The organism is Micromonospora chalcea (genome assembly GCF_028768405.1).
Taxonomy (GTDB): Bacteria; Actinomycetota; Actinomycetes; order Mycobacteriales; family Micromonosporaceae; genus Micromonospora; species Micromonospora chalcea.
Genome location: NZ_CP118233.1, coordinates 2,050,634 through 2,074,531 on the forward strand (window position 1 = coordinate 2,050,634; position 23,898 = coordinate 2,074,531).

20 protein-coding genes are annotated in these 23,898 nt (G+C 73.6%); 3 read left to right on the plus strand and 17 right to left on the minus strand.

The genetic code is table 11. The annotated features are described in order from the left end of the window. Positions 1–7: 7 nt before the first annotated feature. A complete protein-coding gene (locus PVK74_RS09475) occupies positions 8–829 on the minus strand; it encodes a 2-amino-3,7-dideoxy-D-threo-hept-6-ulosonate synthase (protein ID WP_064445544.1) in 822 nt (273 codons plus the stop codon). 6 nt (positions 830–835) lie between these two features. Continuing rightward, positions 836–2,128 carry an aspartate kinase gene (locus PVK74_RS09480; RefSeq protein ID WP_274478837.1) on the minus strand — a complete coding sequence of 431 codons (1,293 nt, stop codon included), beginning with the start codon at positions 2,126–2,128 and terminating at the stop codon, positions 836–838. A gap of 214 nt (positions 2,129–2,342) precedes the next feature. On the opposite strand from PVK74_RS09480, the gene PVK74_RS09485 reads away from it, so the two are divergent. Next, positions 2,343–4,328, plus strand: coding sequence for an anthranilate synthase family protein (locus PVK74_RS09485; RefSeq protein ID WP_274478839.1), 1,986 nt, complete (start codon positions 2,343–2,345; stop codon positions 4,326–4,328). 95 nt (positions 4,329–4,423) lie between these two features. Beyond that, the gene (locus PVK74_RS09490) at positions 4,424–4,891 is read left to right on the plus strand and encodes a DUF6069 family protein (protein WP_210882358.1); all 468 of its coding nucleotides are present in this window, start codon (positions 4,424–4,426) and stop codon (positions 4,889–4,891) included. Positions 4,892–5,032: 141 nt separating this feature from the next. Here PVK74_RS09490 and PVK74_RS09495 read toward each other — a convergent pair whose 3' ends face one another. From PVK74_RS09495 to PVK74_RS09560, 14 genes are all read right to left on the minus strand, one after another. Continuing rightward, on the minus strand, positions 5,033–5,422 hold the full coding sequence (locus PVK74_RS09495; RefSeq protein ID WP_043323075.1) for a VOC family protein: 390 nt from the start codon (positions 5,420–5,422) through the stop codon (positions 5,033–5,035). A gap of 11 nt (positions 5,423–5,433) precedes the next feature. Next, on the minus strand, positions 5,434–7,485 hold the full coding sequence (locus PVK74_RS09500; RefSeq protein WP_274478841.1) for a multicopper oxidase family protein: 2,052 nt from the start codon (positions 7,483–7,485) through the stop codon (positions 5,434–5,436). Further along, a complete protein-coding gene (locus PVK74_RS09505) occupies positions 7,482–7,946 on the minus strand; it encodes a DUF6220 domain-containing protein (RefSeq protein ID WP_043323072.1) in 465 nt (154 codons plus the stop codon). The genes PVK74_RS09500 and PVK74_RS09505 overlap by 4 nt, the downstream gene beginning before the upstream one ends. Positions 7,947–8,000: 54 nt before the next feature. Beyond that, positions 8,001–8,396, minus strand: a complete 396-nt coding sequence (locus PVK74_RS09510; RefSeq protein WP_043323068.1) for a DUF6223 family protein — start codon at positions 8,394–8,396, stop codon at positions 8,001–8,003. 191 nt (positions 8,397–8,587) lie between these two features. Beyond that, a complete protein-coding gene (locus PVK74_RS09515) occupies positions 8,588–9,250 on the minus strand; it encodes a response regulator (RefSeq protein ID WP_030499014.1) in 663 nt (220 codons plus the stop codon). Further along, complete coding sequence (locus PVK74_RS09520; protein WP_069088373.1) at positions 9,247–10,380, minus strand: sensor histidine kinase; 1,134 nt, start codon at positions 10,378–10,380, stop codon at positions 9,247–9,249. The genes PVK74_RS09515 and PVK74_RS09520 overlap by 4 nt, the downstream gene beginning before the upstream one ends. Before the next feature lie 90 nt (positions 10,381–10,470). After that, positions 10,471–11,361 (minus strand): aromatic prenyltransferase, encoded by an 891-nt coding sequence (locus PVK74_RS09525; protein WP_274478843.1) that lies wholly within the window; start codon positions 11,359–11,361, stop codon positions 10,471–10,473. Between the two features lie 51 nt (positions 11,362–11,412). Further along, a complete protein-coding gene (locus PVK74_RS09530) occupies positions 11,413–12,588 on the minus strand; it encodes a hydroxymethylglutaryl-CoA synthase (RefSeq protein ID WP_069088371.1) in 1,176 nt (391 codons plus the stop codon). Positions 12,589–12,590: 2 nt separating this feature from the next. Beyond that, on the minus strand, positions 12,591–13,646 hold the full coding sequence (locus tag PVK74_RS09535; RefSeq protein WP_113973015.1) for a hydroxymethylglutaryl-CoA reductase: 1,056 nt from the start codon (positions 13,644–13,646) through the stop codon (positions 12,591–12,593). Next, positions 13,643–14,725 (minus strand): type 2 isopentenyl-diphosphate Delta-isomerase, encoded by a 1,083-nt coding sequence (gene fni / locus PVK74_RS09540; RefSeq protein WP_069088370.1) that lies wholly within the window; start codon positions 14,723–14,725, stop codon positions 13,643–13,645. The genes PVK74_RS09535 and fni overlap by 4 nt, the downstream gene beginning before the upstream one ends. Continuing rightward, complete coding sequence (locus tag PVK74_RS09545; RefSeq protein WP_043323053.1) at positions 14,722–15,831, minus strand: phosphomevalonate kinase; 1,110 nt, start codon at positions 15,829–15,831, stop codon at positions 14,722–14,724. The genes fni and PVK74_RS09545 overlap by 4 nt, the downstream gene beginning before the upstream one ends. Beyond that, positions 15,828–16,868 (minus strand): diphosphomevalonate decarboxylase, encoded by a 1,041-nt coding sequence (gene mvaD / locus PVK74_RS09550; protein ID WP_274478845.1) that lies wholly within the window; start codon positions 16,866–16,868, stop codon positions 15,828–15,830. The genes PVK74_RS09545 and mvaD overlap by 4 nt, the downstream gene beginning before the upstream one ends. Beyond that, a complete protein-coding gene (gene mvk / locus PVK74_RS09555) occupies positions 16,858–17,913 on the minus strand; it encodes a mevalonate kinase (RefSeq protein ID WP_274478846.1) in 1,056 nt (351 codons plus the stop codon). Before mvk ends, mvaD begins: the two co-directional genes overlap by 11 nt. Next, entirely contained in the window at positions 17,913–19,001 is a 1,089-nt protein-coding gene (locus PVK74_RS09560; protein WP_064445534.1) for a polyprenyl synthetase family protein, read from the minus strand. Before PVK74_RS09560 ends, mvk begins: the two co-directional genes overlap by 1 nt. Positions 19,002–19,421: 420 nt before the next feature. Between PVK74_RS09560 and PVK74_RS09565 the strand changes: the two genes are divergently transcribed. Continuing rightward, positions 19,422–22,091 carry a helix-turn-helix transcriptional regulator gene (locus tag PVK74_RS09565; protein ID WP_274478848.1) on the plus strand — a complete coding sequence of 890 codons (2,670 nt, stop codon included), beginning with the start codon at positions 19,422–19,424 and terminating at the stop codon, positions 22,089–22,091. 54 nt (positions 22,092–22,145) lie between these two features. On the opposite strand, the gene PVK74_RS09570 is transcribed toward PVK74_RS09565, so the two are convergent. Next, positions 22,146–23,840 (minus strand): LuxR C-terminal-related transcriptional regulator, encoded by a 1,695-nt coding sequence (locus tag PVK74_RS09570; protein ID WP_187692357.1) that lies wholly within the window; start codon positions 23,838–23,840, stop codon positions 22,146–22,148. Positions 23,841–23,898: the final 58 nt, after the last annotated feature.

Sequence of the window (23,898 nt, forward strand, 5' to 3'; positions counted from 1 at the left end):
GGGAGTCTCAGGACGTAAGGGCGAGCCGGTCGTCGACGTCGTACCGGTCCGGGACGTGCCGTGGTTCGTGCACCAGCCGCGCCACGGCGGCGGCCATCAGGCCGGGCTGCTCGGCCTGGAACACGTTGCGGCCCATGGCCATGCCGGCCACACCGGCGCGCAGCGCGTCCGAGACGTGGGCGAGCACCGTCTCGGTGTCGGCCGAGCGCGGGCCGCCGGCCACGATCAGCGGAATCGGGCAGCCACGCACCACCTCGGCCATCTGCTCGGGCGTACCCGCGTAGTCGGTCTTGACGATGTCGGCGCCGAGGTCGGCGGCGAGCGTCGCGGCGTGCGCCACCAGTTCCGGCGCCCGGGAGTCGGTGATCTGCGGCCCGCGGGCGTACACCATGGCCAGCAGCGGCACGTTCCAGCGTTCGCACTCCCCCGCCACCGCCGCCAGGTCGGCGATCTGCCGCGCCTCCTGCGGCGAGCCCAGGTTGACGTGCACGCTGACCGCGTCGGCGCCCAGCCGCAGCGCCTCCTCCACGTGCGCGACCAGGTACTTCGCGTCCGGGTCCGGCGCGTGCCGGGTGCTCACGCTCAGGTGCACGATCAGCGACATGTCGCCGAACCAGCCGTGGTCGACGTGCCGCAGGCTGCCCTTGTGCAGCACCACGGCGTCCACGCCGGTGCCGGCGAGCTCACCGAGCAGCGAGTTCAGGTCGCGGCGAAGTGGCCCGTCGGTGACGGAGTGGTCGAGCGGGACGACGAGCAGGCGTCCGTCGCCGCGCCGGAACAGTCGGCGCAGACGCAGGCCACGAGCGAACGAAGCGTTGAGTACGGCCACGGTTTCCTACCTCTCACAGGCGGTGGCGGAACGACGGGAGGTCAGGGACGTGGCGTCCGCCGGCTCGGACCGGTCGAGGCGGAACGCGCGGTGCAGGGCTTCGACGGCGTCCACGGTGCGGTCCCGCGACACGATCACCGACAGCCGCATCTGGGAGGTGGAGATCCAGCTCGTCGAGATCCCGGCCGAGGCCAGCGCCGCCATCAGCCGGGCCGTGTGCTCGGGGCGGCTGAGCAGGCCCATGCCGACCACCGACACCTTGCCGACGTTCTCGTCGAAGTGGACGCCGCCGTCGAAGGACGCGGTGAGGTCGTGCAGCGCGGTCCGCACCGCGTCGGCCTGGCTGCGGCGGATGGTGAACCCCATCCGGAACTCGCTCTCGTACGGCCCGGACCGGGCCACCAGGTCCGCCACCGCGCCGTGGGCGGCCAGCACCTCGAACACGTCGGGCGCCATGTCCCGCCGGCCGTCGCGGCAGTGCACCAGCACGCGCACCACGTCGGTGTCGTGGGTCACCGCCACCACGGCCCGCCGGGTCTCCAGCGGCCGGTCGTCCGGCCGGTCCACGACTGTCGTTCCGGGTGCCTGCGACGACGCGTTGCGCACGCGCACTTCGACCCCTTCCATGGCGGCCAGCTCGATGCATCGGGTGTGCAGGACCCGCGCGCCGGCGAACGCCATCTCCGCCATGACGCCGGGCTCGACCCACGGCAGGCAACGCGCCGCCGGAAGGATGCGGGGGTCGGCGCTGAACACGCCGTCCACGTCGGTGTAGATCTCGCACGCCGACGCGCGCAGCCGGGCGGCGAGCGCCACCGCTGTCGTGTCGGAGCCGCCGCGTCCGAGCGTGGCGACGTCCCCGGCCCGGTCGATCCCCTGGAACCCGGTGACCACGGCGACCTCGCCGCGGCCCAGCGCCGCCTCGACCCGCGCCGCCCCGATCCGCGAGATCAGCGCGTCGCCGTGCCGGTCGGTGGTGTGGATCTCCGCCTGGTGCCCGGTCAGTGAGACGGCCGGCACGCCGAGCCCGGTCAACGCCAGCGCCATCAGCGCCGCCGACTCGGACTCGCCGACTGCGAGCAACTGGTCGAGTTCCCGGGACGGGCCGGCGGCGCCGACGTCGGCCGCGAGCCGCAGCAGGTCGTCGGTGCGGCTGCCGCGGGCCGACACGACAACTGTCACGGCGGACCCGTCCCGCCGAGCCGCGGCGATCCGCAGCGCGGCGTGCCGTACGCGGTCGAGGGTCTGCAGCGAGGTGCCCCCGTATTTCTGGACCAGCACGTCCACAGTCGTCTTCACCGCCCTCGTCGTATCGGCATTGCGGTCGACAGTAATCGCGGTCGATCTGCGTGGGCACTACTCGCCCGAGTAGTAGCCCGCCGATTCAGTCGTTCACGCCATAACGTCGGCGCGTTACCGGAAACACGTGATGCCGTCGGCGACAACACGTCATGCGCGACGCCTTTTGCCGGACGCACTATCGACAGGCGATCTCTAGGGCAAAGGGAGCGACATGGACGGGACGGAATCGAACGTGGCCGGATTCCCGGATCTGCTGTCCGGTCTCGGCGGCGGCGGGCGTGCCTTCGCCCTGCTGCACCGGCCCGGCGCCGCCGGGAGCGCGTACGTGGAGGTTCTGACCGGCGAGGTGTGCCAGGTGGACACGCTCGCCGAGCTGCCCCTGCCCGCCGGGCCGGCGACCGGTGGGCGGCACGACCTGCTCGTCGCGGTGCCGTACCGGCAGGTCACCGAGCGGGGGTACGGCTGCCACGACGACGGCGCTCCACTGCTCGCGATGCGCGTCCACGAGCAGTTCGGGCTCGACCGCGAGCAGGCGCTGGCGGGCCTGCCCGAGCGCGCCGTACCGGTGACCGACGCCGACTTCGACCTCAGCGACGAGGACTACGCGGCGATCGTCAAGCGGGTGGTGGGCGACGAGATCGGGCAGGGCGCCGGATCCAACTTCGTCATCCGGCGCACCTTCACCGCGCGGCTGGCCGACTGCTCGACCGCCACCGAACTGGCGATCTTCCGCCGGTTGCTGACCGGCGAGCTGGGTTCCTACTGGACGTTTCTGTTCCACTCCGGCGCCGGCACGTTCATCGGCGCGTCACCGGAACGGCACGTCAGCATGATCGACGGAACCGTCTCGATGAATCCCATCAGCGGGACGTACCGGCATCCTCCGAACGGCCCGGCGGTTTCCGGTCTGCTGGAATTCCTGAACGACCCGAAAGAGGCGAACGAACTCTACATGGTGGTCGACGAGGAACTGAAAATGATGGCGCGGATGTGCGCCTCCGGCGGCCAGGTGCACGGCCCGTTCCTCAAGGAAATGGCGCGGGTGACGCACTCCGAGTACATCCTGACCGGCCGCAGCGACCTGGACGTACGCGACGTGCTGCGGGAGACGCTGCTCGCGCCGACCGTCACCGGCAGCCCGATCGAGAACGCGTTCCGGGTCATCACCCGCCACGAGACGACCGGCCGCGGCTACTACGGCGGCGTGCTCGCGTTGATCGGCAGTGACCCGGCCGGCAGCCGTACGCTCGACTCGGCCATCATGATCCGCACCGCCGAGATCGACCACGACGGCACGCTCCGCCTGGGCGTCGGCGCCACCCTGGTACGCGACTCCAAGCCGGAGTCGGAGGTGGCCGAGACGCGGGCCAAGGCGGGCGGCATGCGCGCGGCGCTCGGCCTCGGCGTCGACCCGGCCGGCCCGGACGGCGGGCCGGCGACGCCCGTGCGGGCACGCTCGTCCCTGGCCACCGACCCCCGGGTACGGCGGGCGTTGCGCGAGCGCAACGCCACGCTGTCGAGGTTCTGGCTCGACGGCGCGGAGCGGAGAACCCCGAACCGGGCGCTGGCCGGGCGCCGCGTGCTCGTCGTCGACAACGAGGACACCTTCATGGCCATGCTCGACCACCAGCTGCGGGCCCTCGGGCTGCGGTCGAGCATCGTCCGGTTCGACAGCCCGCTGCGGCCGGACGGATACGACCTCGTCGTCGTCGGCCCCGGCCCCGGCGACCCGGGCGACCTGAGCGACAGGCGGATGCGGACTCTGCGCGGGCTCACCCGCGACCTGCTCGCCGGGACGGTGCCGTTCCTGTCCATCTGCCTGGGCCACCAGGTGCTCGCCGCCGAGCTGGGGTTTCCCCTCGCCCGGCGCGCCGTGCCCAACCAGGGCGTGCAGAAGCGGATCGACCTGTTCGGCCGGCCGGAGCTGGTGGGGTTCTACAACACGTACACGGCCCGCTCCGCGCACGACGTGGTGGCCGGTGGCCGGCGGGGCCCGATCGAGATCAGCCGCAGCCCGGACAGCGGTGACGTGCACGCGCTGCGCGGCGCGGGATTCCGCTCCGTCCAGTTCCACCTGGAGTCCGTCCTCACCCAGCACGGCCCGCGGATCCTGGGCGAGCTGCTGGTCTCCCTGCTCGCCGAGGGCACGGCCGCCGCCGCGGCCGAGGCGGCGGGCCGGCGCGGGACCCGGCCGTGACGCCCCGGCGTTCAACTGTCCACGATTGACTGCCGTCGTGGCGTCCCCGCATTCTCCCGAAGAACACATCGAGGCACCGGACCGGAGGCGACGCCGTGGATGAGGCCACTCACCGACCCCCCGTCGCGGCGCGGTCGAACCGGTCGCCGGCCACCACTCCGGTGTGGTTGGTCGGCGTCCTGGCCACCCTCGCCGGGGCGGTGGCCGCGGAGGCGTTCACGCTCGCCGCCCGGGGTCTCGGCGTACCGATGAAGGCGGCGGGGGTCTGGGAGGAGCAGGCGCAGGCGATCCCGGTGGGCGCCATCGCCCGCAGCGTCGTACTCTGGTCGATCGGCGGGATCGTCCTGGCGGTGGTCGCGGCCCGGCGGGCCCGGCGGCCCGTACGCGTCTTCGTGGCCGGCACTGTCGCGTTCACAGTGCTGTCCCTCGCCGCGCCGGCCTTCGCCCAGGACACCGCCGTGTCCACGCAGCTCGTCCTCGCCGGCACCCACGTGATCGCCGGCGCGGTGATCATCCCCATCCTGGCCGCCCGGCTCTCCGCACCCACCACGAACCGGTACTGATCCCGCCACCGTCCCTCCCGGCCTCCGCGATCTTGCACTTTCGGCCCTCGCAAAAGGGATATCCCCGGCACCGGAAGGGCGGTAAGTGCAAGATCGGCGCGGACGGTCCGGGGTAGACGGGAGGCGGTCGGGTCCGGTGGCTCAGCCGCGGGCCGTCGGCTCGAAGATCTCGACCAGGTTGCCGGCCGGGTCGGCGACCAGGAACTGACGACCGCCCGGCCCGGACACGATGTCACTGCGCAACGTCACCCCGGCCCGCTGCAGCCGCTCCCGTTCCGCGTCGACGTCGTCGACGATCAGGTGGATACGGTTGCGCCCGCACCCGGCCGCGTCCGCCGGCGTGACCCGGGCGCCCGAGCTGGCCGGACCGGACAGCAGCAGCCGCAGCGGCCCGCGCACCACGTCCGCGAAGGCCGGCGGGAACGCGGTCGACACCGTGAAACCCAGGTGGGCGGTGTAGAACTCGATCGCCGCCGGCACGTCGTCGACGACGTAACGGACGCCGGCCAGGGCGTGCACGTCTGCGGTCATGACAGTCCCCCTCAGTGTGCGTGGCTCGTGCTGTCGAAGGGCGTGGTGACACCGTCGTAGACGAGCCGCAGCATCATGCCCTGCTCCTGGTGCGGCAGGTTGTGGCAGTGGTTCATCCAGACACCCGGATTGTCCGCCCGGAACGCCACGTCCCAGACCTCTCCCGGCCGCACGTCGAACGTGTCCATCCACAGCGGGCTGCCGGAGTAGCGCCGGCCGTCGCGGGACAGGATCAGCACCGGATGACCGTGCAGGTGCCACGGGTGGGTCTCCAGGCTCCGGTTGACCACCGTGAAGCGCACGACGTCACCCTCCCGGACGAGCTGGTCCGGGACGGAGGGGTGCGCGCGGCCGTCGACGGCCTGGGCATAGGCGGGCTTGCCGTCGACCATGGCCAGGGCGCGGTCGAGGACGATGGTGAAGTGCCGGTCGGCGTCGTCGCCGTCGAACGGCACGGGTGCCGGCTCGCCGTATTCCAGCAGGTCCAGCTCGGGCCAGTCGCCGGTGTCCGGCAGGGTGCGGTCGCCGCCGCCGGCGCCGGCCGGGCGCAGCAGGACGCCCTGGTCGGGGTCGTGGTCGAGCAGCAGCGTGACAGTGGCGTCCGGCATGGTCAGGACCACGTCGTACCGGCCACCGGCGGGCAGGCGGAGGCCGACCTCGCGTACCTCGCCCGGCTGGTTGAGGTCGCGGCCGTCGACGGCCACCAGCCGGAACGCCGAGCCGGCGACGGCGAACCAGTGCGGGTTCGAGTCGGTGTTGATCAGACGCAGCCGCACCGGCTGTCCCGGGCGGACGTCGTGGACGGCGCGTCCCTCCTGGTCGCCGAGGATCACGACGTCGTCGAAGGTGTGCACCGGCAGCGTCAGGTCCAGCCCGCGCTCCGCGTCCGGCCGGTCCTCGCGCGGCGTCACGACGAGCGTCCCGTACAGCCCCTTGCGCACGGCGGGGTGCGACGCCTGGTGGGTGTGGTACCAGTACGTTCCCACCTGGTCCGCCTGGAACCGGTAGACGAACTCTCCGCCGGGCCGCACCGCGTGCTGCGTGGCGCCCGGCGCGCCGTCCTCGCCGCACGGCACGTCGTACCCGTGCCAGTGCAGGGTGACACCGTTCTCGATGTCGGCGTTGCGGAGCGTCACCTCGATCAGGTCGCCCTCGGTCGCGGTGATGGCCGGCCCGGGCAGCCGGCCCTCGTAGCTCCAGGCGTCGATCGGACGCCCTTCCGGCAGCGTGACGGTGCCCGTCCGGGCGGTGAGCACGTGGCGTCGCGCGGTGCCGCCCGCCGCCGGAGCGCCGGGGCCGCGCAGGTCCGCCACGGAAACCTTCGGGCCGGCGCCACCAGCGTGTCCGGGGCCGCCTCCGGTGACCATCGCCTCGGGCTCCCGGAAGAGCAGGCCGACGCCGGTGGCGCCGGCGCCCGCCGCGACGACGCCCCCGGCCACGCCGAGGAACCGGCGGCGGGACAGCGCCGACGCCCCGGCCGCCACCGGCGCTTGTTCGGGAGAGCCCGCGTCCGCCGCCGCCGAGCGTTCGGCGGAAGCCGCGTCCGCCACCGCCGAGCGTTCCGGGGCGCCCGCGTCCGCGCCCTGCCCGGTGGGTCGTCCGACCACCCGGGCGGTGAGCAGCGCGCCGGCGCAGACGACGGCGACGGCGATCAGCGAGGTGCTCAACGTCAACGGGTAGCCGGCGGTGAACGTCACCACCAGGCCGGCCAGCGCGGCGTAACCGGCGGTCAGCAGCGCGACGAGCCCGCCGGCCGGCAGGCCCGTGGCCGGCGACTGCCGGGCCGCGAGCAGCCGCGGGCCGGCGAGGAGCACCGCGACGATCCCGGCGGCGAAGAGCAGCGGCAGCCCCAGCAGAACCTTCTCCTGGACAAACCACCAGCCGCGCCCGGCCAGCAGCGCCACGGTGCCCAGCCGGGTGATCGTCACGAGCACCGCGGCGGCGAGCAGGCCCAGCGCGAGGCGGTTGCGGCCGAGCGCGGCGGTCACGCCTGCCGCGAACCACGTCGCGACACCGAGCAGTGCCACGACGTGGTCCACGAGGATCCATTGGAGCGTGCTCATGAGGCCGTTCGCGCCGAGTCGGCCGCCGGGCCGGTCACAGTGGTGTCCACGCCGGGCGTGGTCGTCGTGTCCGGCCCCGGCCGGACGCTGCGCAGGATGACGCGGGCGACGGCCACCATCACCAGCCCGTTGACCGCGTGCAGGCCGAACACGTACCGGCCGACGGCCGAGTCGCCGGCCGAGTCGCCGAACGCCTTGGCGATGACCGCGATCAGGGCCTGCAGGATCCCCAGCCCGGCGACCAGGCCGGACAGGCCGATGATCCGGCCGGGCATCCGCATCACCGCGGCGGCCACCGTCAGCACCACGGCGACGAGGATGCTCCCCAGACCGAGGATCCGGTGGGGGCGGAACGCCTCCTCGTTGGCCTCGTTGCTGAACGCGCCGCTGGCGGCCAGGAAGAACTGCACCACGAGCACGAGCAGCAGGAACGCTGCCAGTCCGGCGAACACTTTGCGCATGGGACTCCCCTTCGGGTCGGTTGGGTCACCGGGGTGTTCGGTCGGCGGCGCCGGTCAGGCGGCGCGCCGGGAGCGGGTGAATGCCAGACCGCCGACGGCGATCCCGATCAGCGCCAGCACGACGGACACGATGGCGCCGCCACGGCCGTTGCCGCTGCCGACACCGCCGTCGGAGCCGGCCAGGGCGACCACACCGGCGATCAGGCCGGCCACCGCGAGCACCAGCGCGGCGATCGCGTTGCCACGACCGCCGCCGCGCCCCGCGGAGCGCAACGCCCACACGCCCAGGACGAGGCCGAGCAACGCGAGCGCGAGCGCCAGCACGGACCCGGCCCGGCCGGAACCACCGTCACCGTCGGCGGCCGTCACCTGCGCGGCCGCCGGCGCGACGAGTGCGAGCCCACCGAGGACGCCGGTTGCGGCGGCGGTGAGCAGACGACGGATGAACATGGGAGCCCCTTCGGCTGTGGGAACAGGCATCTGCGCCAGCGTAGGTAACGACTCCGCTACGGGTCGTCATGCCGATGGAGACAATCGATCTACTGCGGTGACGGTATTCCCGCGGTGCGGCGTCTGCGCGCGGAGCAGCCGTATACCGCAGTCGCAGCACTGCGAGCGACAGACCGGGCCGTGCCGCCCGGTCAGCGATTGCCGGGTGACACCAGGCCGGACTCGTAGGCGAACACCACCAGCTGTGCGCGGTCACGGGCCTGGAGCTTGGTCATGGCGCGGTTGACGTGGGTCTTCGCGGTCAGCGGGCTGATCACCATGCGATCGGCGATCTCGTCGTTGGACAGGCCCCGGGCGGCCAGCGCGACCGCCTCGCGTTCCCGGTTGGTCAGCTCCTCCATGCCGGGCGTGACGTCCGCGCAGAGCGGCTCCGACACGTACCTGTTGATCAGCATCCGGGTGATCGACGGCGCGAGCAGCGCGTCCCCGCGCGCGGCTACCCGCACGGCGTGCAGCAGGTCGTCCGGCTCGATGTCCTTGACCAGGAAGCCGGTGGCGCCGGCGCGCAGCGCGTGGAAGACGTACTCGTCGAGGCCGTAGTTGGTCAGGATGACCACGCGTACCCCGGCCAGCGCCGGGTCCGCGACGATCTGCCGGGTCGTCTCGACGCCGTCCATGACCGGCATCTGGATGTCGATCAGGGCGAGGTCGGGCAGGTGGTGCCGGGCCAGGGCCAGGCCCTCCCGGCCGTTCCCGCCCTCGGCCACCACCTCGATGTCGTCCTCGGCGTCCAGCAGCGCGCGGAACCCGCTGCGCAGCAGCGGCTGGTCGTCGAGCAGCATGATCCTGATCATGGGACGCGCACCACCGGTAGTTCGGCCTGGACGGTGAACCCGCCGCCGCTGCGGGGTTCCGCCCGGAGCCGGCCACCCAGCGCGAGGACCCGCTCGTGCATCCCGAGCAGTCCGACGCCGGGCACCGGGGCGGCGCCCGGCCGGGCCGTGCCGTCGTCGTCGATCCGGATGCTCAGCGCGTCCGGGCGGTAGTCGATGCGGACCGCGGCGGCCGCGGCGGAGGCGTGCCGGGCCGTGTTGGTGAGCGACTCCTGGACGATCCGGTACGCGGTGCGGCCCACCGCCTCCGGCACGTCCCGCTGGTCACCCTCGATCGTCAGCGTGGTGGCCAGGCCGATCTTCTCGGCCCCGGCCAGCAGTTCCGGGAGGTGGTCGAGACCGTGCGACGGGGACTTGGTCAGGTCGCGCAGCGTCTCCAGGGTCGCGCGCAGCTCCCGGGTCGCCGCCCGGCCGGCCTCCTGGATCGCCAGCAGCGACTCCGGCACCTGCTCGCCGCGCTTACGGGCCAGGTGGACCGCGACCTCCGCCTGCACCTTGATGATCGAGATCTGGTGGGTGAGCGAGTCGTGCAGCTCCCGTGCGATGTGCAGCCGCTCCTGGGTCGCGCGCAGCCGGGCGGTCTCCTCGCGGGTGCGCTCCGCCTCGTCCGCCCGCCGCTCGGCCTGCCGCAACGCCTCACCGGCCGCCGCCGCGGCGACCAGCCAGGCCAGTTCGAGCACGCCCCGCGACTGCGCGAGCGCCTCCTTGAGGGCGCCGTCCGCCGGCGAGACCATGATCGCCAGCGGCAGCACGACGAGCAGGGCCGCGCTCACCCCGAGCGTGACGAGCCGGTGCCCGGCCCGGACCGCCGCGTACACCGCGAACAGGTACGCGATGGCCGGCACCCCGAAGCCGACCGCGTTGTAGCCCACCACGCACAGCCCGGTGGCGACCAGCACGGCGACCGGAGCCCGGCGACTGGCGGCCAGCGCCAGGCCGCTCGCCACCACCAGCGCGTAGCCGAGCAGCCCGAGGCCGTCGGGGGCGGGATGGTCACCGGCCAGCGCGCTGATCAGCAGCACCGCCGCCACACCGACCGCGATGACCCAGTTCTTCACCCGGGCCCACACACTGGACAGTCCAGTCCTCATAATCGCACTTTAGCGGAGGGTGCCAGGGTTGAGCCCCGAGCGAACAGGCATTGATCCCGGTGCCGCCGGCCGGGCGGCACCGGCGGGTGTTCAAATGAAGTTCACCGCGCCCGGCTTCCATTTGTAGTGCGACTCGAGTTTGTAGTACTCGCCCTTCGGGGTCAGCGCCACGCCGTAGACGAACTTGCGGTCCCCGCCGCCGTACGGAACGCTTTTCACGAACTTCTCGATCTCCGGTTCCACGGGTACGGGAAGCGTGGTCAGATCCGTTGTCGCCGCGGCGTAGCAGATCCGTTCGATCCCCGGGGAGTCCCAGCCCAGCGTCACGTAGAGCCCGAACGCCCCGGCGCCGAGCCGCAGCATCTGCTCGCTCGGCTCGGCCATCCCGGTCCGCCGCAGCGTCGACCGGATCGTCTCCGGCTCGAAGCACTCGCGCGGTACGTCGTTGAAGTAGACGTTCACGGTCCGGGCCGGGTAGTCGAAGCCCAGCACGCCGACCCGGTCGTCGAGACCGTGCCGGGTGAAGAACCCGGCGTTCGCGGCGAGACTGCGGGGCATCGCCGGGATGCCGGCGAGCACCGAGGCCACCTGCAGCTCGTCCGGGGCGAAGGCCGCGTAGATCTTCTTGAAGCCGCCGACCACCCCGAAGTCGATGCCGTGGCTCTCCACCGGGCAGCGCCGGTGCACCTCGGCGAGCAGGCCGCCGATGGGGTGGTCGGTCCGCGGGGTGAGGCCCCGGGCGATCGCCGAGGCGTACGGGTCCCGGTCGTCCGGATGCGTCCGGAACCGGCAGTCCAGCTCGCCCGCGTGACGCAGCGCGGTCGCCACCCGGAAGGCGACCACCGCCTCGGGATGCGCGAACGCGTCGCCGTACGCGGACAGGACGGGCCAGACCCGGTCGCGCGAACAGGGCACGTCCAGCTGCCGGGCCGATTCCTCGATGGTCGAGTAGAGCTCGGCCACCTCGGGAGTTCCGGACATCGATCCTCCAAGCATGTGTCGTTCGGTCGGGGCGCCCGGCGTGGCCGGTCGCTATCGCGGCTCGTAGACGCGCTTGTGGCCGGAGAGCCCGGCCAGCCGGTACGGGCCGGTGGTCACCGCCGGCACGGGATAGTCACCGCCGTCGACCGGGAAGGCGTGCTCGTGCAGCTCCCGGTACGTGTCGTAGTCGACCTCCTGCCGCCGGTCGATCGCCGCGCGGTGCTGGTCGGGTCGCGTGTGCTCGCGGTACCCGGGCACGACGGTGCCGGCGAAGAACTCGGCGACGCTGCCGGACCCGTAGCTGAGGAAGCCGATGGTCCGGCCGCTCAGGTCGTCGGCGGTGTCGAGCAGCGCCGCGAGCCCGAGGTACATCGACGCGGTGTAGCTGTTGCCGATCTCGGCGTTGTACCCGGTGGTGTGCCCGATGGCGCCGGCGACCAGCGCGTCGTCGACGTCGCGCCCGCAGTAGTTGAGCAGGTGCCGGTGCGCCTTGTCGGCCATCCTGGGGAACGGCTGGTGGTAGCAGAACGCGCCGAACTCGTCCAGCGCGCGGCCGCCGCGCTCGGTGTAGTCCTTCCACGAGCCCTCCACCGCCTGCAGGTAGGCGGAGATGGACTCGTGCCCGTCGACCAGGGCGGTGGTGCGGTAGTTCGGCCGCCAGAAGTCCATGACGTCGGCGGTGAACATGCCCGACGGGTCCTCGACGCGTACCAGCGCCGGGTCCGCGCCGACGAGCATGGCGACCGCCGCGGCGCCCTGGGTCGCCTCGCCGGGCTCGCCCAGCGCGTACTTCGACACGTCGCTGGCGATCACCAGGACCTGCTGCGACGGGTCGCGGTGCACCAGGCCGACGGCGAACTGCAGTCCCGCCGTACCGCCGTAGCAGGCCTGCTTCAGCTCGACCACCCGGGTGGCCGAGGGGAAGCCGAGCAGGGAGTGGACGTGTATCCCGGCCGCCTTCGCCTGGTCGACCGACGACTCGGTGGCGAACACGATGGTCCGGATCCGGTCGGTGCCGTGGCGGGCGACGACCGGCGCGGCGGCGGCAGCGGCCATGGTCACGATGTCCTCGTCCGGGGCGGGCACGCTCATCGCCCGCAGGCCGATGCCCCGGTGGTACTTGGCCACGTCGGTGCCGTTGGTGGCGGCCAGCGTGGCATGCGTCAGCACGTGGTGCGTCGTCGCGGCGGACAGGTCGTGGATGCCGACGGCGGGTCTCGCGGCCATCGTCAGGCTCCGATCTTCGTGGTCTCGGTCGGGCGTTCGAGCCGGACGTGCGCCCGCATCAGCTCGCCCGGGTTGGTCTGCGCGGCGAGCAGGGACAGTTCGCCGCAGAGCACCGTCGCGGCCGCGATGACCGCGAGCCGCCGGGCGTTCTCGCCCGGATCACGCGCGGCGCGGCAGCCGAGCCGTTCCAGGTTCTCCGCCACGAAGCCGAGACCCTTGCCGTTGCCGACGGTGCCCACGATCAGGTTGGGCAGCGTGCAGGAGAAATAGAGGTCGCCGTCGCGGTCCTCGGCGACCGTCACTCCCTGGGAGCCCTCGACGATGTTCGCGGCGTCCTGCCCGGTCGCCAGGTAGAACCCGAGCAGCATGTTCGCGTAGTGCGCGTTGGCCGAGCGGACACCGCCGGCGAGCAATGTGCCGATCATGTTCTTGTGCACGTTCAACTGGGCGATCGCGGCCGCCGTCGTGTGCAGTCTGTCGTGGACGATCTCCCGTGGCACCACCAGTTCGGTGACCACGTTCTTGCCCCGGCCGAGAATGCCGTTTATCGCGGTGGCCTTCTTGTCGGTGCAGTAGTTGCCCGAGATCGAGCCGTACGAGATTCCGGGAATGGTGTCCAGGATGTGCTTCAGCAGCGCGTCGGCGGCCAGCGTCGCCATGTTGTGCCCGGACGCGTCACCGGTGGTGAAACTGAACCGCAGGAACAGCAGATTCGCGGTGATCTCGTGGTGGAACCCGATCAGCTCGACGAACCTGCCGCAGGTGCGCACGATGTCACGCAGCTCGTCGAACCGCGCGTCGACCTCCAGCGAGGCCAGGTAGGCGGTCTGCGCGTCCTTGGCGCGCACGAACACCGAGCGGGTCATGCGCTCGTCGACGAGCGTGGCGACGATGCCCGCCTCGACCAGCCGGGAGATCTTCGCGCCCCGGCCCACGGACGGCCACAGCGGCGACTCGTACGTGGCGAGCGGGACCTCCGTCTCGACCTGTGCCACGTTGCCCGAGATCCGCACGGGACCCACCCATTTCATGGGCACACCGGCGATGGCGTCGTTCATCGAATGCCTCCGATCATCTCGTGGGTGGCGCCGGAGCGGGTGGCGAGGCGGTGGGTGTCGATGCCCCGGGCCGCGCAGAACGCGCTCAGCCGTCCGTGGATCAGCAGGTCGCACCGGGTCAGGTCGGCCGGCGTGCGCGCGCCCAGGGCGGTCATCAGGGCTTCGATCTGGTCGAGCCAGGTGGAGATCAGCGACAGCAGCGCCGGCACGCCGCCGTCCAGGAGCGTCCGCAGGAACAGCCCGGACACCCCGGCGGCGCCGGCGCCGAGCGCCAGCCCACGGACCACGTCGAGCGGGTTACGGACCCCGCCGGAGGCCAGCACGGGCAGGTCGACGCCCTGGGCGTCGAGCAGGCAGGCGGGTGTCGACTGCCCCCACCCGTCGAGGAAGGAGTAGTCGGCGGCGTCGCGCCGGTCGTTCTCGATCCGGGCGAAGTTCGTGCCGCCCCGGCCGGCGACGTCGGCCACCCGGACACCCATGTCCCGCAGCCGCAGCAGCGTCTCGCGGCTGAGCCCGAAGCCGACCTCCTTGACGATCACCGGGACACCGACGCCGGCGACGATCTGTTCGATCCGCGGTCCCCAGGCGGCGAACGACCTGTCGCCCTCCGGCATCACCGTCTCCTGGATGGTGTTCAGGTGGATCTGCAGCGCGTCGGCCCGCATCAGGTCGACGGCCCGCCGGGCCCGCTCGACCGTGGCGGTGGCGTTGACGTTGGCCATGATGAACCCGTCCGGGTTCTCCCGGCGCATCACGCTGAACGTCTCGGCCACCGACTCGTCGGCGAAGTAGGCGCTCATCGACCCGGTCGCGACGGGTACGCCGGTCTCCCGGGCCGCGATCGCCAGGTCCCGGTTGATCAGGCCGGTCTTGGTGCTGCCGCCGGTCATCGCGTTGATGCACAGTGGCACCGGCCAGTCGATGCCGCCGAACGAGGTGGCCAGCGAGACGTCGGACCGGTCGATGCCGGCCAGTGCGTGGTGCACGAACGACACGTCGTCGAACTCGTGGTGACCGCCGAGCCGGTCCTGCTGCTCGGCGGCGAGCCGGACGTGGTCGTCCTTGCGGTTGGCGATCATCGCGCGCTCCCGTTCGTCTGGTGGACCTGGACCGGCATGGGGAGCACCCCGGCGGCGGCCCACTGCTCGCGCAGCCGCGCGGTCTGCGTCGCGGCGGCGGCGTCCAGCAACGCGATGCCGCAGTCGCCGCCGCCGGCGCCGGACGGTTTGGCCGCGCCGCCGACGGTCTCGGCGGCGTCGCACAGCGCCGTCAGGCGGGGGGTGAAGATGCCGAGCCGGACCTCGTCGTCCAGCTCGGCGAGCACGTGCCGGGCCCGCCGGACCTGGTGCAGCAGTTCCTGGTCGTCGCCCCGCTCCAGCGCGTCGATCGCGGTGCGTACGCACTCCTGGCTGCGGCTGGTGAAGCTCCACCGCGCGGCGCTGCCCCGCCACCGGGAGGCGGCCAGCCGCCCGGTCAGCGCGCTGCTGCTGGCCGGCTCCCCGGTCCAGCCCACCTCCAGCGCGAGGCCACGCGGTGGCGGCAGCCGCCGGACCCGCAGGCCCGGCCAGGGCGCGCGCATCGTCTCCTCCACGCCGCGCCGCCGCGCCATGTCGCGTACGGCGGCGCGGTCGGGCGCCTGGTAGGCGATCCAGCCGCCCCAGACGCTCGCGGCCAGGTCACCGCCGGAGGCGTCGGCGCCGTCGCGCACCGTCGCCAGCATCGCCAGCCGGAACCGCGATTCGAGCGACAGCTCCACCCCGTGGTACGCGGCCACGGCGGTCACCGTGGCGACGCTCACCGCCCCGCTCGACCCGAGCCCGAACTTCGTCCCGGCCCGGTGCAGCCGGCTGGTGATCGCCACCCGCATCGGCAGCGGGCGCAGTCCGCGCCCGGCCAGGAGTTCGCCGACCACCTCGATCGCGGAGGTCACGGCGCCGAGGTCGGCGGGCGCCGGCTGCCCGTCGTCCGCGGCGACGAGCCGGCCGTCCTGCCACCGCAGGCGCGCCCGGTCCGGGCGGAGGTCGGAGTCGACCACGAGGTGGGCGTCGGCGCCGGAGACGGTGACGTCCACTCCCCTGTCGACAGCCACCAGCAGCGCCGGGTGACCCGGCTCCAGCACCGCGTACTCACCGGCGATGAACAGCTTGCCCGGCGCGTGGTGGCGCACGGCGCCCGGCCCGGTCACGGCCGGCTGCCCGGGTCCGGCGCGGCCGCCGGGCCCGGTCCGGCGACGACCACGGCGCAGCCCGGCGCGACGTCGCGCAGGGTGTCGGCCACCCGGTCGGCGTCGGCACGGCGGCAGAGCACCTTGACGTTCGGTCCCGCGTCCATGGTGGCGTAGGCGCCGACGCCGTCGGCGCGCAGGCGCAGCACGCTGTCGAGCACGGCCACCGTGACCGGCGCCAGGTAGCGCACCGCCGGCCGGGCCGCCAGCATGGTGGCGTGCATGCCGAGGGCGTTGCGTTCGGCGATCTCGCCGACGGCGTCCAGGTCGCCCCGCAGCAGCGCGGTCCGCATCTCGGCCAGGTCGGCCCGGCCGGAGGCCACCCACGACGGATAGAGCGGCGAGGTCCGGACGGTCCGCCGCATCCCCTCACGGCTCGACACCGCCTTCGGCTCGGCGTCGACGATGGCGACCACCAGCACGACGTCGAACGGCGCGACCGGCACCGGCTCGGCGTAGGAGCCGAGGTCCGCGGCGGCCCCGGCGCCGGGGCCCGCGTGGCAGATCGCGAAGCCGCCGAAGACCGACCGGGAGGCCGACACGGACCCCCGCCGGGCCAGCCGGGACAGCGCGGTGGCGTCCAGGTCGAGGCCGTACGCGGCGGCGCCGGCGAGCGCGAGGGCGGCGAATCCGCTCGCCGAGGACGCCAGGCCGGCGCCGGTCGGTACGGAGTTGCGGGTGTCGACGTGGGCCCGTTCCGTGCGCCCCGCCAGTTGCCGCAGCAGGTCCAGGAAGGCGACGACGCGCTGTCGCCGCTCGCCGCCGGCGGGTGAGCCGTCGAGGACCACCTCGTCGGCCGGCGCGCCGCTGTCGATCCGGACGGTGGTGGTGGTCGGGAAGATGTCGAGCGTCATCGACAGGCTGTCGGCGTACGGGATCATGAGCTGCTCGTCGCGCTTGCCCCAGTACTTGATCAGTGCGATGTTCGGATGGGCCACCGCGGTCGCCCGCCGGTCCAGCGCCGGCGTGGGCTGCTGCGTCCGGTGGTCAGTCGTCATGGCCGGCGAACCTCCCCATCGGGACGACCCAGGTGCGGACGGCGCCCGCCTGCCGGACGCCGCGCACCACCGCCGCGGACTCCCGGCGGTCCCCGGCCAGCGCGATCATGCAGCCGCCCAGCCCACCGCCACTGATCTTGGCGCCCGGGCTGCCCGCGGCGAGCGCGGCGTCGACCATCCGGTCGATCCGGTCGGTGCTGACCCCCACGTCACGCAACAGCCGGTGGTTCTCGGTCAGCCGCGCGCCGAAGTCGGCGACCCGGCCCTGGAGCAGGTCGTGCGCCGCCGCCTCGGTCAGGCTGGTGACCCGGCTGACGAACTCGTCGCGCGTGCGCGGGGAGCGTTCGAAAGCCCCACGCAGCAACTCCACCGCGTCCCTGGTGCTGCCGCTGACGCCGCTGTCCGCGATGACGAGCACCGCGTCGAACCCGGCCGGGTCGGACAGCCGCGCGGAGCCCGCCATGGCGACCGGCAGTTCCCGGCCGACGCCGTCGCGGAAGATCAGCGGCGCGGTCGCGCCGGTGGCCAGCGCGTCGATGCCGCTGGCCCGGCCGTGCGCCACGTTCTCCGAGGCCTGCACCAGATCGAACACCGTGCCGGCGTCGAGGCGGCGGTCGAACGCGTCCGCGAGGGCCAGCACCGCGGCGCGGGCGCAGGCGGCGCTCGACCCGAGCCCCCGGCCCTGCGGGATCGCGCAGTCCACGAGCACGTCGACGCGCATCGGCTCGGTGACGGCGGCCCGCTGCCGGAACTCCGTCACCAGGTGCTGCAGACCGTCGGTCGGCAGCGACGTCACCTCCGGGCTCTCCAGCCCGGCGATGGCGAACGAGATCTCGTCCGGGCCGTCGCCGCCGGCCCGGCGCGCCTTCGCCACGGCGGTCAGTTGCGGCACCGGGACGGCGAGCGCCGGCGCGCCGTACACGACGGCGTGCTCGCCCAGCAGGATGGCCTTGCCGTGGGCGCGGCCGGCGCCGAGGCGGACCGCTCCGTCACCCCTGTCGTCGAGGACGCGGCAGGCGACGACGGTCACCGGTTCCGTGGACATCACTGGGCCCGCTGGGTGGCCTTGATCGCCATGTCGGCGAGCTGATGTTTCGCGGGGGCGGTGGCGCTGCTGGCCTCCAGCGCGGCCAGCGCCCGGTCGGTGCGCAGCGAGATCTGCCGCTCGATCTCCTCGACCGCGCCGACGTCGCGGAAGATGCCACGGATGCGGGCGATCTCCTCGTCGGCGAGGTCGGTGCCGACCTTGGCCCGCAGGTAGGCCGCCGCGTCCGGGTCCCGTTCGTCGGCGCGCTTGAGCGCCGTGGCGAGCAGGACCGTCCGCTTGCCCTCCCGCAGGTCGTCGCCGGACGGCTTGCCCGTCACCACCGGGTCGCCGAACACGCCGAGCAGGTCGTCGCGGAGCTGGAACGCGATGCCGATGTCGGCGCCGAAGGCGCGGTAGGCGGCGAAGAGGTCGTCGTCCGCGCCGGCGATCGCGGCGCCGAACTGCAGTGGGCGCTCCACCGTGTACGAGGCGGTCTTGTACTGGTTGATGCGCAGCGCCGCGTCGACGTCCTCGCTCCGGCTGACCTGGCTGATCAGGTCGAGCAGCTGGCCGTACATGACCTCGGAGCGCACCGCCGACCACACCGGCGAGACCCGCACGTGCGCGTCGGCCGGCAGGCCGGAGGCGCGGACCAGGACGTCGGCCCAGATCAGGACCAGGTCGCCGATCAGGATGGCGGTGCCGGTGCCGAACGTGCCCGGGTCACCGGAGAAGCGCCGCGCCCGGTGCCGTTCGGCGTACGCGACATGCGCGGCGGGATGGCCGCGGCGGGTCTGGGACGCGTCGATGATGTCGTCGTGGATCAGGCCGGACGCGTGCAGCAGCTCGAACCCGGCGCAGGCGTTCAGCACCGCGCCGGCCACCGGGTCCTCCGGGTCGCCGCCGGCGCCGATCCAGCCCAGCCAGGCGAAGGCGGGCCGGATGCGCTTGCCGCCCCGCAGCACGTAGCTCTCCAGCTCGGCGACCAGGGCCGCGAAGTCGTCGCCCAGCTCGCGGGCCTCGGCGCGGCGCTCGGCGAAGAAGTCCCGCAGCGCGGCGTCGACGGGCGCCGAGTCGGTGACCGTCCCGAGATGTCCGACGGTCATGCCCGGGTCTCCCGATCGAGGCGGCATTCACCATTACACTCACGCATCTCGGACTCCCCTGGATTCGCTGGACCAGTCACGTCGAGCCGCGATCAGTCGATTCCGTTCCGGACGGTCGCGCCGGCGCGGAAACGACGCCGATCTCCCCATCGGCGCCGCCATTTCGTCCGCGCCGGCATGCCGATTCCGGCATGGCCTGACAGTAATCGCGCTCCGTCACCGTGCCCACTACTCACGCGAGTAGTGGGCGCTGCCAGCGACGTCGCCGACGAACGGCCGCAGATCCCGTATAACTGAGTAGCCCGCACCGATCCGGCGTTCAACTGTCCAGAACGGACGGTCGAACGCCCGAGGACCTCGACTCGCGGCGCGCGTCGGACGATTCAGCAGAGGAAAAACGGGATGGTCATCATGAATCGCATGGCGGGGCGCAAGCGGGAATTGTCCTCATTGGGGGAACTGCTCGACGCCACCGTGCGGGGTTCCGGCGGCTGCGTCGTGGTCGACGGGCCGTTCGGCATCGGCAAGACCCACCTGCTGAAGGTCACCGGCCTGGAGGCGGCAGCCCGCGGGCTGACAGTGGTGGCCGGGCGGGCAAGCGTCACGGACCAGCCGGTGCCCGTTCACCTGCTGGTCAATTTCCTGCGCCACGCGATGCCCGGCGAAGCGGCGGTCGAGCAGCTCGCCGTCCCGGGCGCCAACCCGTTCTGGCTGATCGACCGGGTCGGCGATCTGGTCGAGGTCGCGGCGCGCCGGCGTCCGCTCGTGGTCGCCCTGGACGACGCCCAGCGCATCGACGACGTCAGCGCCCTCGCCCTGCGCGGACTCGTGCCGCGGCTGGCGTCCTCGCCGGTGCTCTGGCTGCTGGCCCGACGGCCGGTCGCCGCCGGGTCGATCGCCCAGCACGCCGTCGACTGGCTGGCCGAGCACGTCGCGGTACGGGTACGGCTGCGCGAGCCGGGCGAGGAGGCGGTGGCCGACCTGTGCGCCGGCATCCTCGGCGCCCGGCCGGACGCCTCCGTCCTGCGCTGGGCGGCCCGCTGCGGCGGCAACCCGAAGGTGATGGAGAACGTGTTCAGCGCGTTCATCAAGGCCGGCCAGATGATCATCGTGGACGGCGCCGCGTCGGTGGTGTCCGACGGGCTGCCCGACGGTGTCCTCACCGCCGTCCACGGGCTGCTGGAGGAGATGCCGCCCCCGCTGCGGCGCCTGCTCGCGGCCGCCGGCCGGCTCGGCCACACGTTCCCCGCCGACCGGGTGACGGGCCTGCTCGACGGGCCGGCCGCCGACGTGTCCGCCGCGATCGACGAGGCGGTACGGGTCGGGCTGCTGCGGCGCGACGGCGCGGAGCTGACCTTCGCCCACCAGGTCGTCGGCGAGGCGCTTCGGCACGCCGCGTACCCGCGACCGGAGCGCGCCGAGCCCGCCACCGCGCCGGCGGCGGGCGACGTGGCGGACGGCCCGGCCCCGCGCGGGCGGCTCGGTCCGCCCCACTCCCCCGCCGGCGTACGTGTCGCCCGCTCCGCGCCGGAGGCGGCAGTGCCCGTCGCGGCGGCCGGGCCGGCGCCGCGCTCCGGCCGGTGCGGGTGCGACGAGGTGGTGGCGGAGGCCGTGTCCCACCTGGAGAACAGGTCCGCCGAGGCGCCGCGGGCGCTGGCCCGTGCGCTGCGCCTGCTGGCCGGGGCGGGACGGCCCACCGAGGCCGGCCGCCTCGCGGAGGTGATCCTGCGCCGCGACCTCCCGGCGGACGTCGAGACGCAACTCGTGCTCGAACTGGGCCACGGCATGCGGGCCGCCGGCAACCACCGCCTGGCGGCCGGCTTCCTGCGGCGCACGCGCGCCCGCCACGACGTGTGCGAGCTGGACCGGGCCAAGCTGGACCGGGCGCTCGCGGACGTCACGAAGCGCCTGGGCGGCGCGTCGCCCGCCGGGCCGGAGCCCGGGGCCCCGTCGCCGGGCTGCGCGCCCGGCGGGCGGCCGCTGTGGACCTGGCTGGTCCGGGCACTGGCCGCGGCCGATCAGCGCGACGAGGCGCAGGCGGTGCTGGACACCGTACGGCCGACGACGCGGGAGTCCTGCCCCACCGGCTCGGAGACGCTCCGGCGCGGCCACCGGGCCGAGCTGCTGACGGCGGCGGGACGGCTGGAGGAGGCGCGCGCCGAGGCGGAGGCGGCGCTGCGAGCCGCCGATCGCGCCCGGCCGGCCGACTGCGTACCGGCGCGCCTGGTCCTGGCCCACCTGAGCGTGCACCGCGGTGACCTCGCCACGGCCAACGACCAGTTACGGGCGGCCGAGCGGCTGGCCGGCGCCGACGACACGGCGCGGATGGACTGGGCGCTGGCCCGGTTCCACGCGGCCAGCGGCCGTCCGGCGATGATGGTGCAGACGTTGATCAACGTCGCCGGGCAGGTCGTACCCGATCCGCTGCTGTTCACCGAGGCGCCGGCCGCGGCGGCGGCGCTCGTCCGCCACGCCCGCCGGGCCGGGCTCGACGCGGAGGCCGAGCGGGCCGTGGAGGTCGCCCGGCGCGTCGCCCGCGGCAATCCGTTCGTCCAGTCGCTGGCGGCGGCGGCCGAGCACGCCGCGGGTCTGCTGCGCGACGATCCGGCGGCACTGCTGCGGGCCGCGGATCTGCACCGGCTCGCCGGCCGTACGCTGGCCGCGGCCGGCGCGGTGGAGGACGCGGCCCGCGGCACCCGGGACCGGGCCGAGGCCACCCGGCTCCTCGAAGCCGCGGCGGACGCCTACCGCGAGTGCGGCGCGCGACGCGACCTGGACCGCGTGGAGGCCGAGCTGCGTGGTGTGCCCGCGCACAACGTCCGCCCGCTGGTCCCGGACCGGCCCCGGTCCGGGTGGGAGAGCCTGACCAGCGCGGAGCTGCGGGTCGTGCGGGCCATCGTGGACGGGATGACCAACCGTGAGGCGGCGAGCTCGCTGTTCCTGTCCCCGCACACCGTCGACAGCCACCTGCGGCGCGTCTTCTCCAAGCTCGACATCAACAGCCGGGTCGAACTGACCCGCTGCTTCATCGCGCACGAGGCGGTCCGGCCGGCGCTGGCCACCCCACGCCAGCCGGCGTCCGCGGGCTGAGCGGGCCGTCCGGCGGACGGGCGCGGTTCAGCCGGCGGACGCCGGAGACGCGGTTCAGCTGGCCTTGCCGGTCACGGAGCCCGTGTCCCAGTCCGGCTCGCCGGTCATCGAATAGATCGCCGCACGGCTGGAGTAGGTGGCCGCGGCGTGCGCCAGCTCGGCCCGGGTGTTGAAGCCCAGCTTCCGGTAGACCTTCCGCAGGTGGTAGTTGACGGTGTGCGCGGACAGGTGGACCTGCTTGGCGATCTGCCGGTTCGTCAGGCCCACGCTCACCAGGTAGGCGATCCGCTGCTCCATGTCGGACAGGGTCGACCAGCAGCTCGCCGGTGGGACGCCGGTTTCCTCGGCGCGGGCCGGCGTCACCGGCCGTCCCCCCGCCTGGGCCTGCGCGGCGTAGAGCTTGGCGAGCTCCTCGGTGGCCAGCGCCACCGAGATCGGGTCCCGTGACTGCACGATGATGAGCGCCAGAGCCGCCGGGGCGCTGTTCGCCAGCGCGTGGGCGTGCATGGCGGTGAGGCTGACGACCTGGATCCCGGGATTGTCCGCGGCCAGCCCGTCCACCGTGGCGAGGACGCGGCGTTCGAGGTCACGGTCGTCCACGTCGCGGGCGAGCAGGACCAGGAAGGCGGCGGCGCTCGGCACCTCGACGTACAGGCGGCGTCGCGTCGGCAGGCGGCGGTGCTTGCCCGCCAGCAGCCGGGCGGCGGCCCGCGGGCCCTCCTGCTTGACCGTGATCAGCACTTCCGCCCACGAGTACTGCACCGAGTCGAGGACCACGTGGCGGTCCGCGTCCTCCTGCCCCCGCCTGAGGTACTCGATCGCGGCGGGCACGTCGCCCATGTAGAAGGAGGCGGTGCTGAGCACCGCGTAGGCGAGGGGCCGCAGCATGGGCACCGCGTCCCCGGCCACGGCGGCGGTGGCCAGCGCCGCCTCCCGGCGCGCGTCCCCGATCCGCCCGGCCTGCAGCAGCAGCCGGGACCGCATCACCGCCGGCGCGGCCGTCCAGATCGGCGCGGGCAGTCCGCGCAGGCCGGCCTCCGCCTCGTTGATCAGCGCCTCGGCCTCGTCGAACTCACGCAGGTTCGCGAGTTTGCCGGCGAGCGCGAGCTGGGCGTGCAGACGCCACACCGGTTCAGCCTCCGCGCCGGCCCGCACCGCCGCCCGTCCCAGCTCCAGGCCGTCGGCCAGCTTTCCCGCCGACCACAGCCCGGTGGACCGGGCGGTCAGCGCCATCGCCAGCGCGGCGTCACCGGACTCGGCGTCGCGTTCCCGCAGGATCGCCTCGGTCAGCGGATCGGTGCCCTCGCCGCCGAGCAGGAGATCGGCCAGCACCAGACACGCCTGCGCGTCACGCCGGGCGGCGGGCGACGCGGCCGGGCCGGCGAGAACCGCCTCGGCGACACGGACGCCGGCCTCGGCGTTCCCGCTCATGATCAGGCGGTGCGCGCGGGAACAGGATCCGGTGGCGTCCTCTCCGGTCGCGCTCACCGGCGCGGCAGTCGCGGCGTCCATCCGGCGATTCCGGTCGGCCACCGGGCTGCGTCGCCCGGAAAGGCTCATCGCCTCACGTCGTAAGGCGTCGCGGGCCGGCCCGGGAATGGCCTCGATGATGCCGCGCAGCAGGAAATCGCTCTGAAAGGCGAGCTGATGCTCGGCGGCCACGACGAAGCCCGAGGCGATCGCCTCGTCCACCGGCGGGAGCAGGGCCGCCGACGATCTGCCCAGCATTCTCGAGACGTCCTCCAGCATGAAGGATCTGCCCAATGCGGCGGCAACCTTCAGAAACTGCTGGCAGCCGGCGCTCACG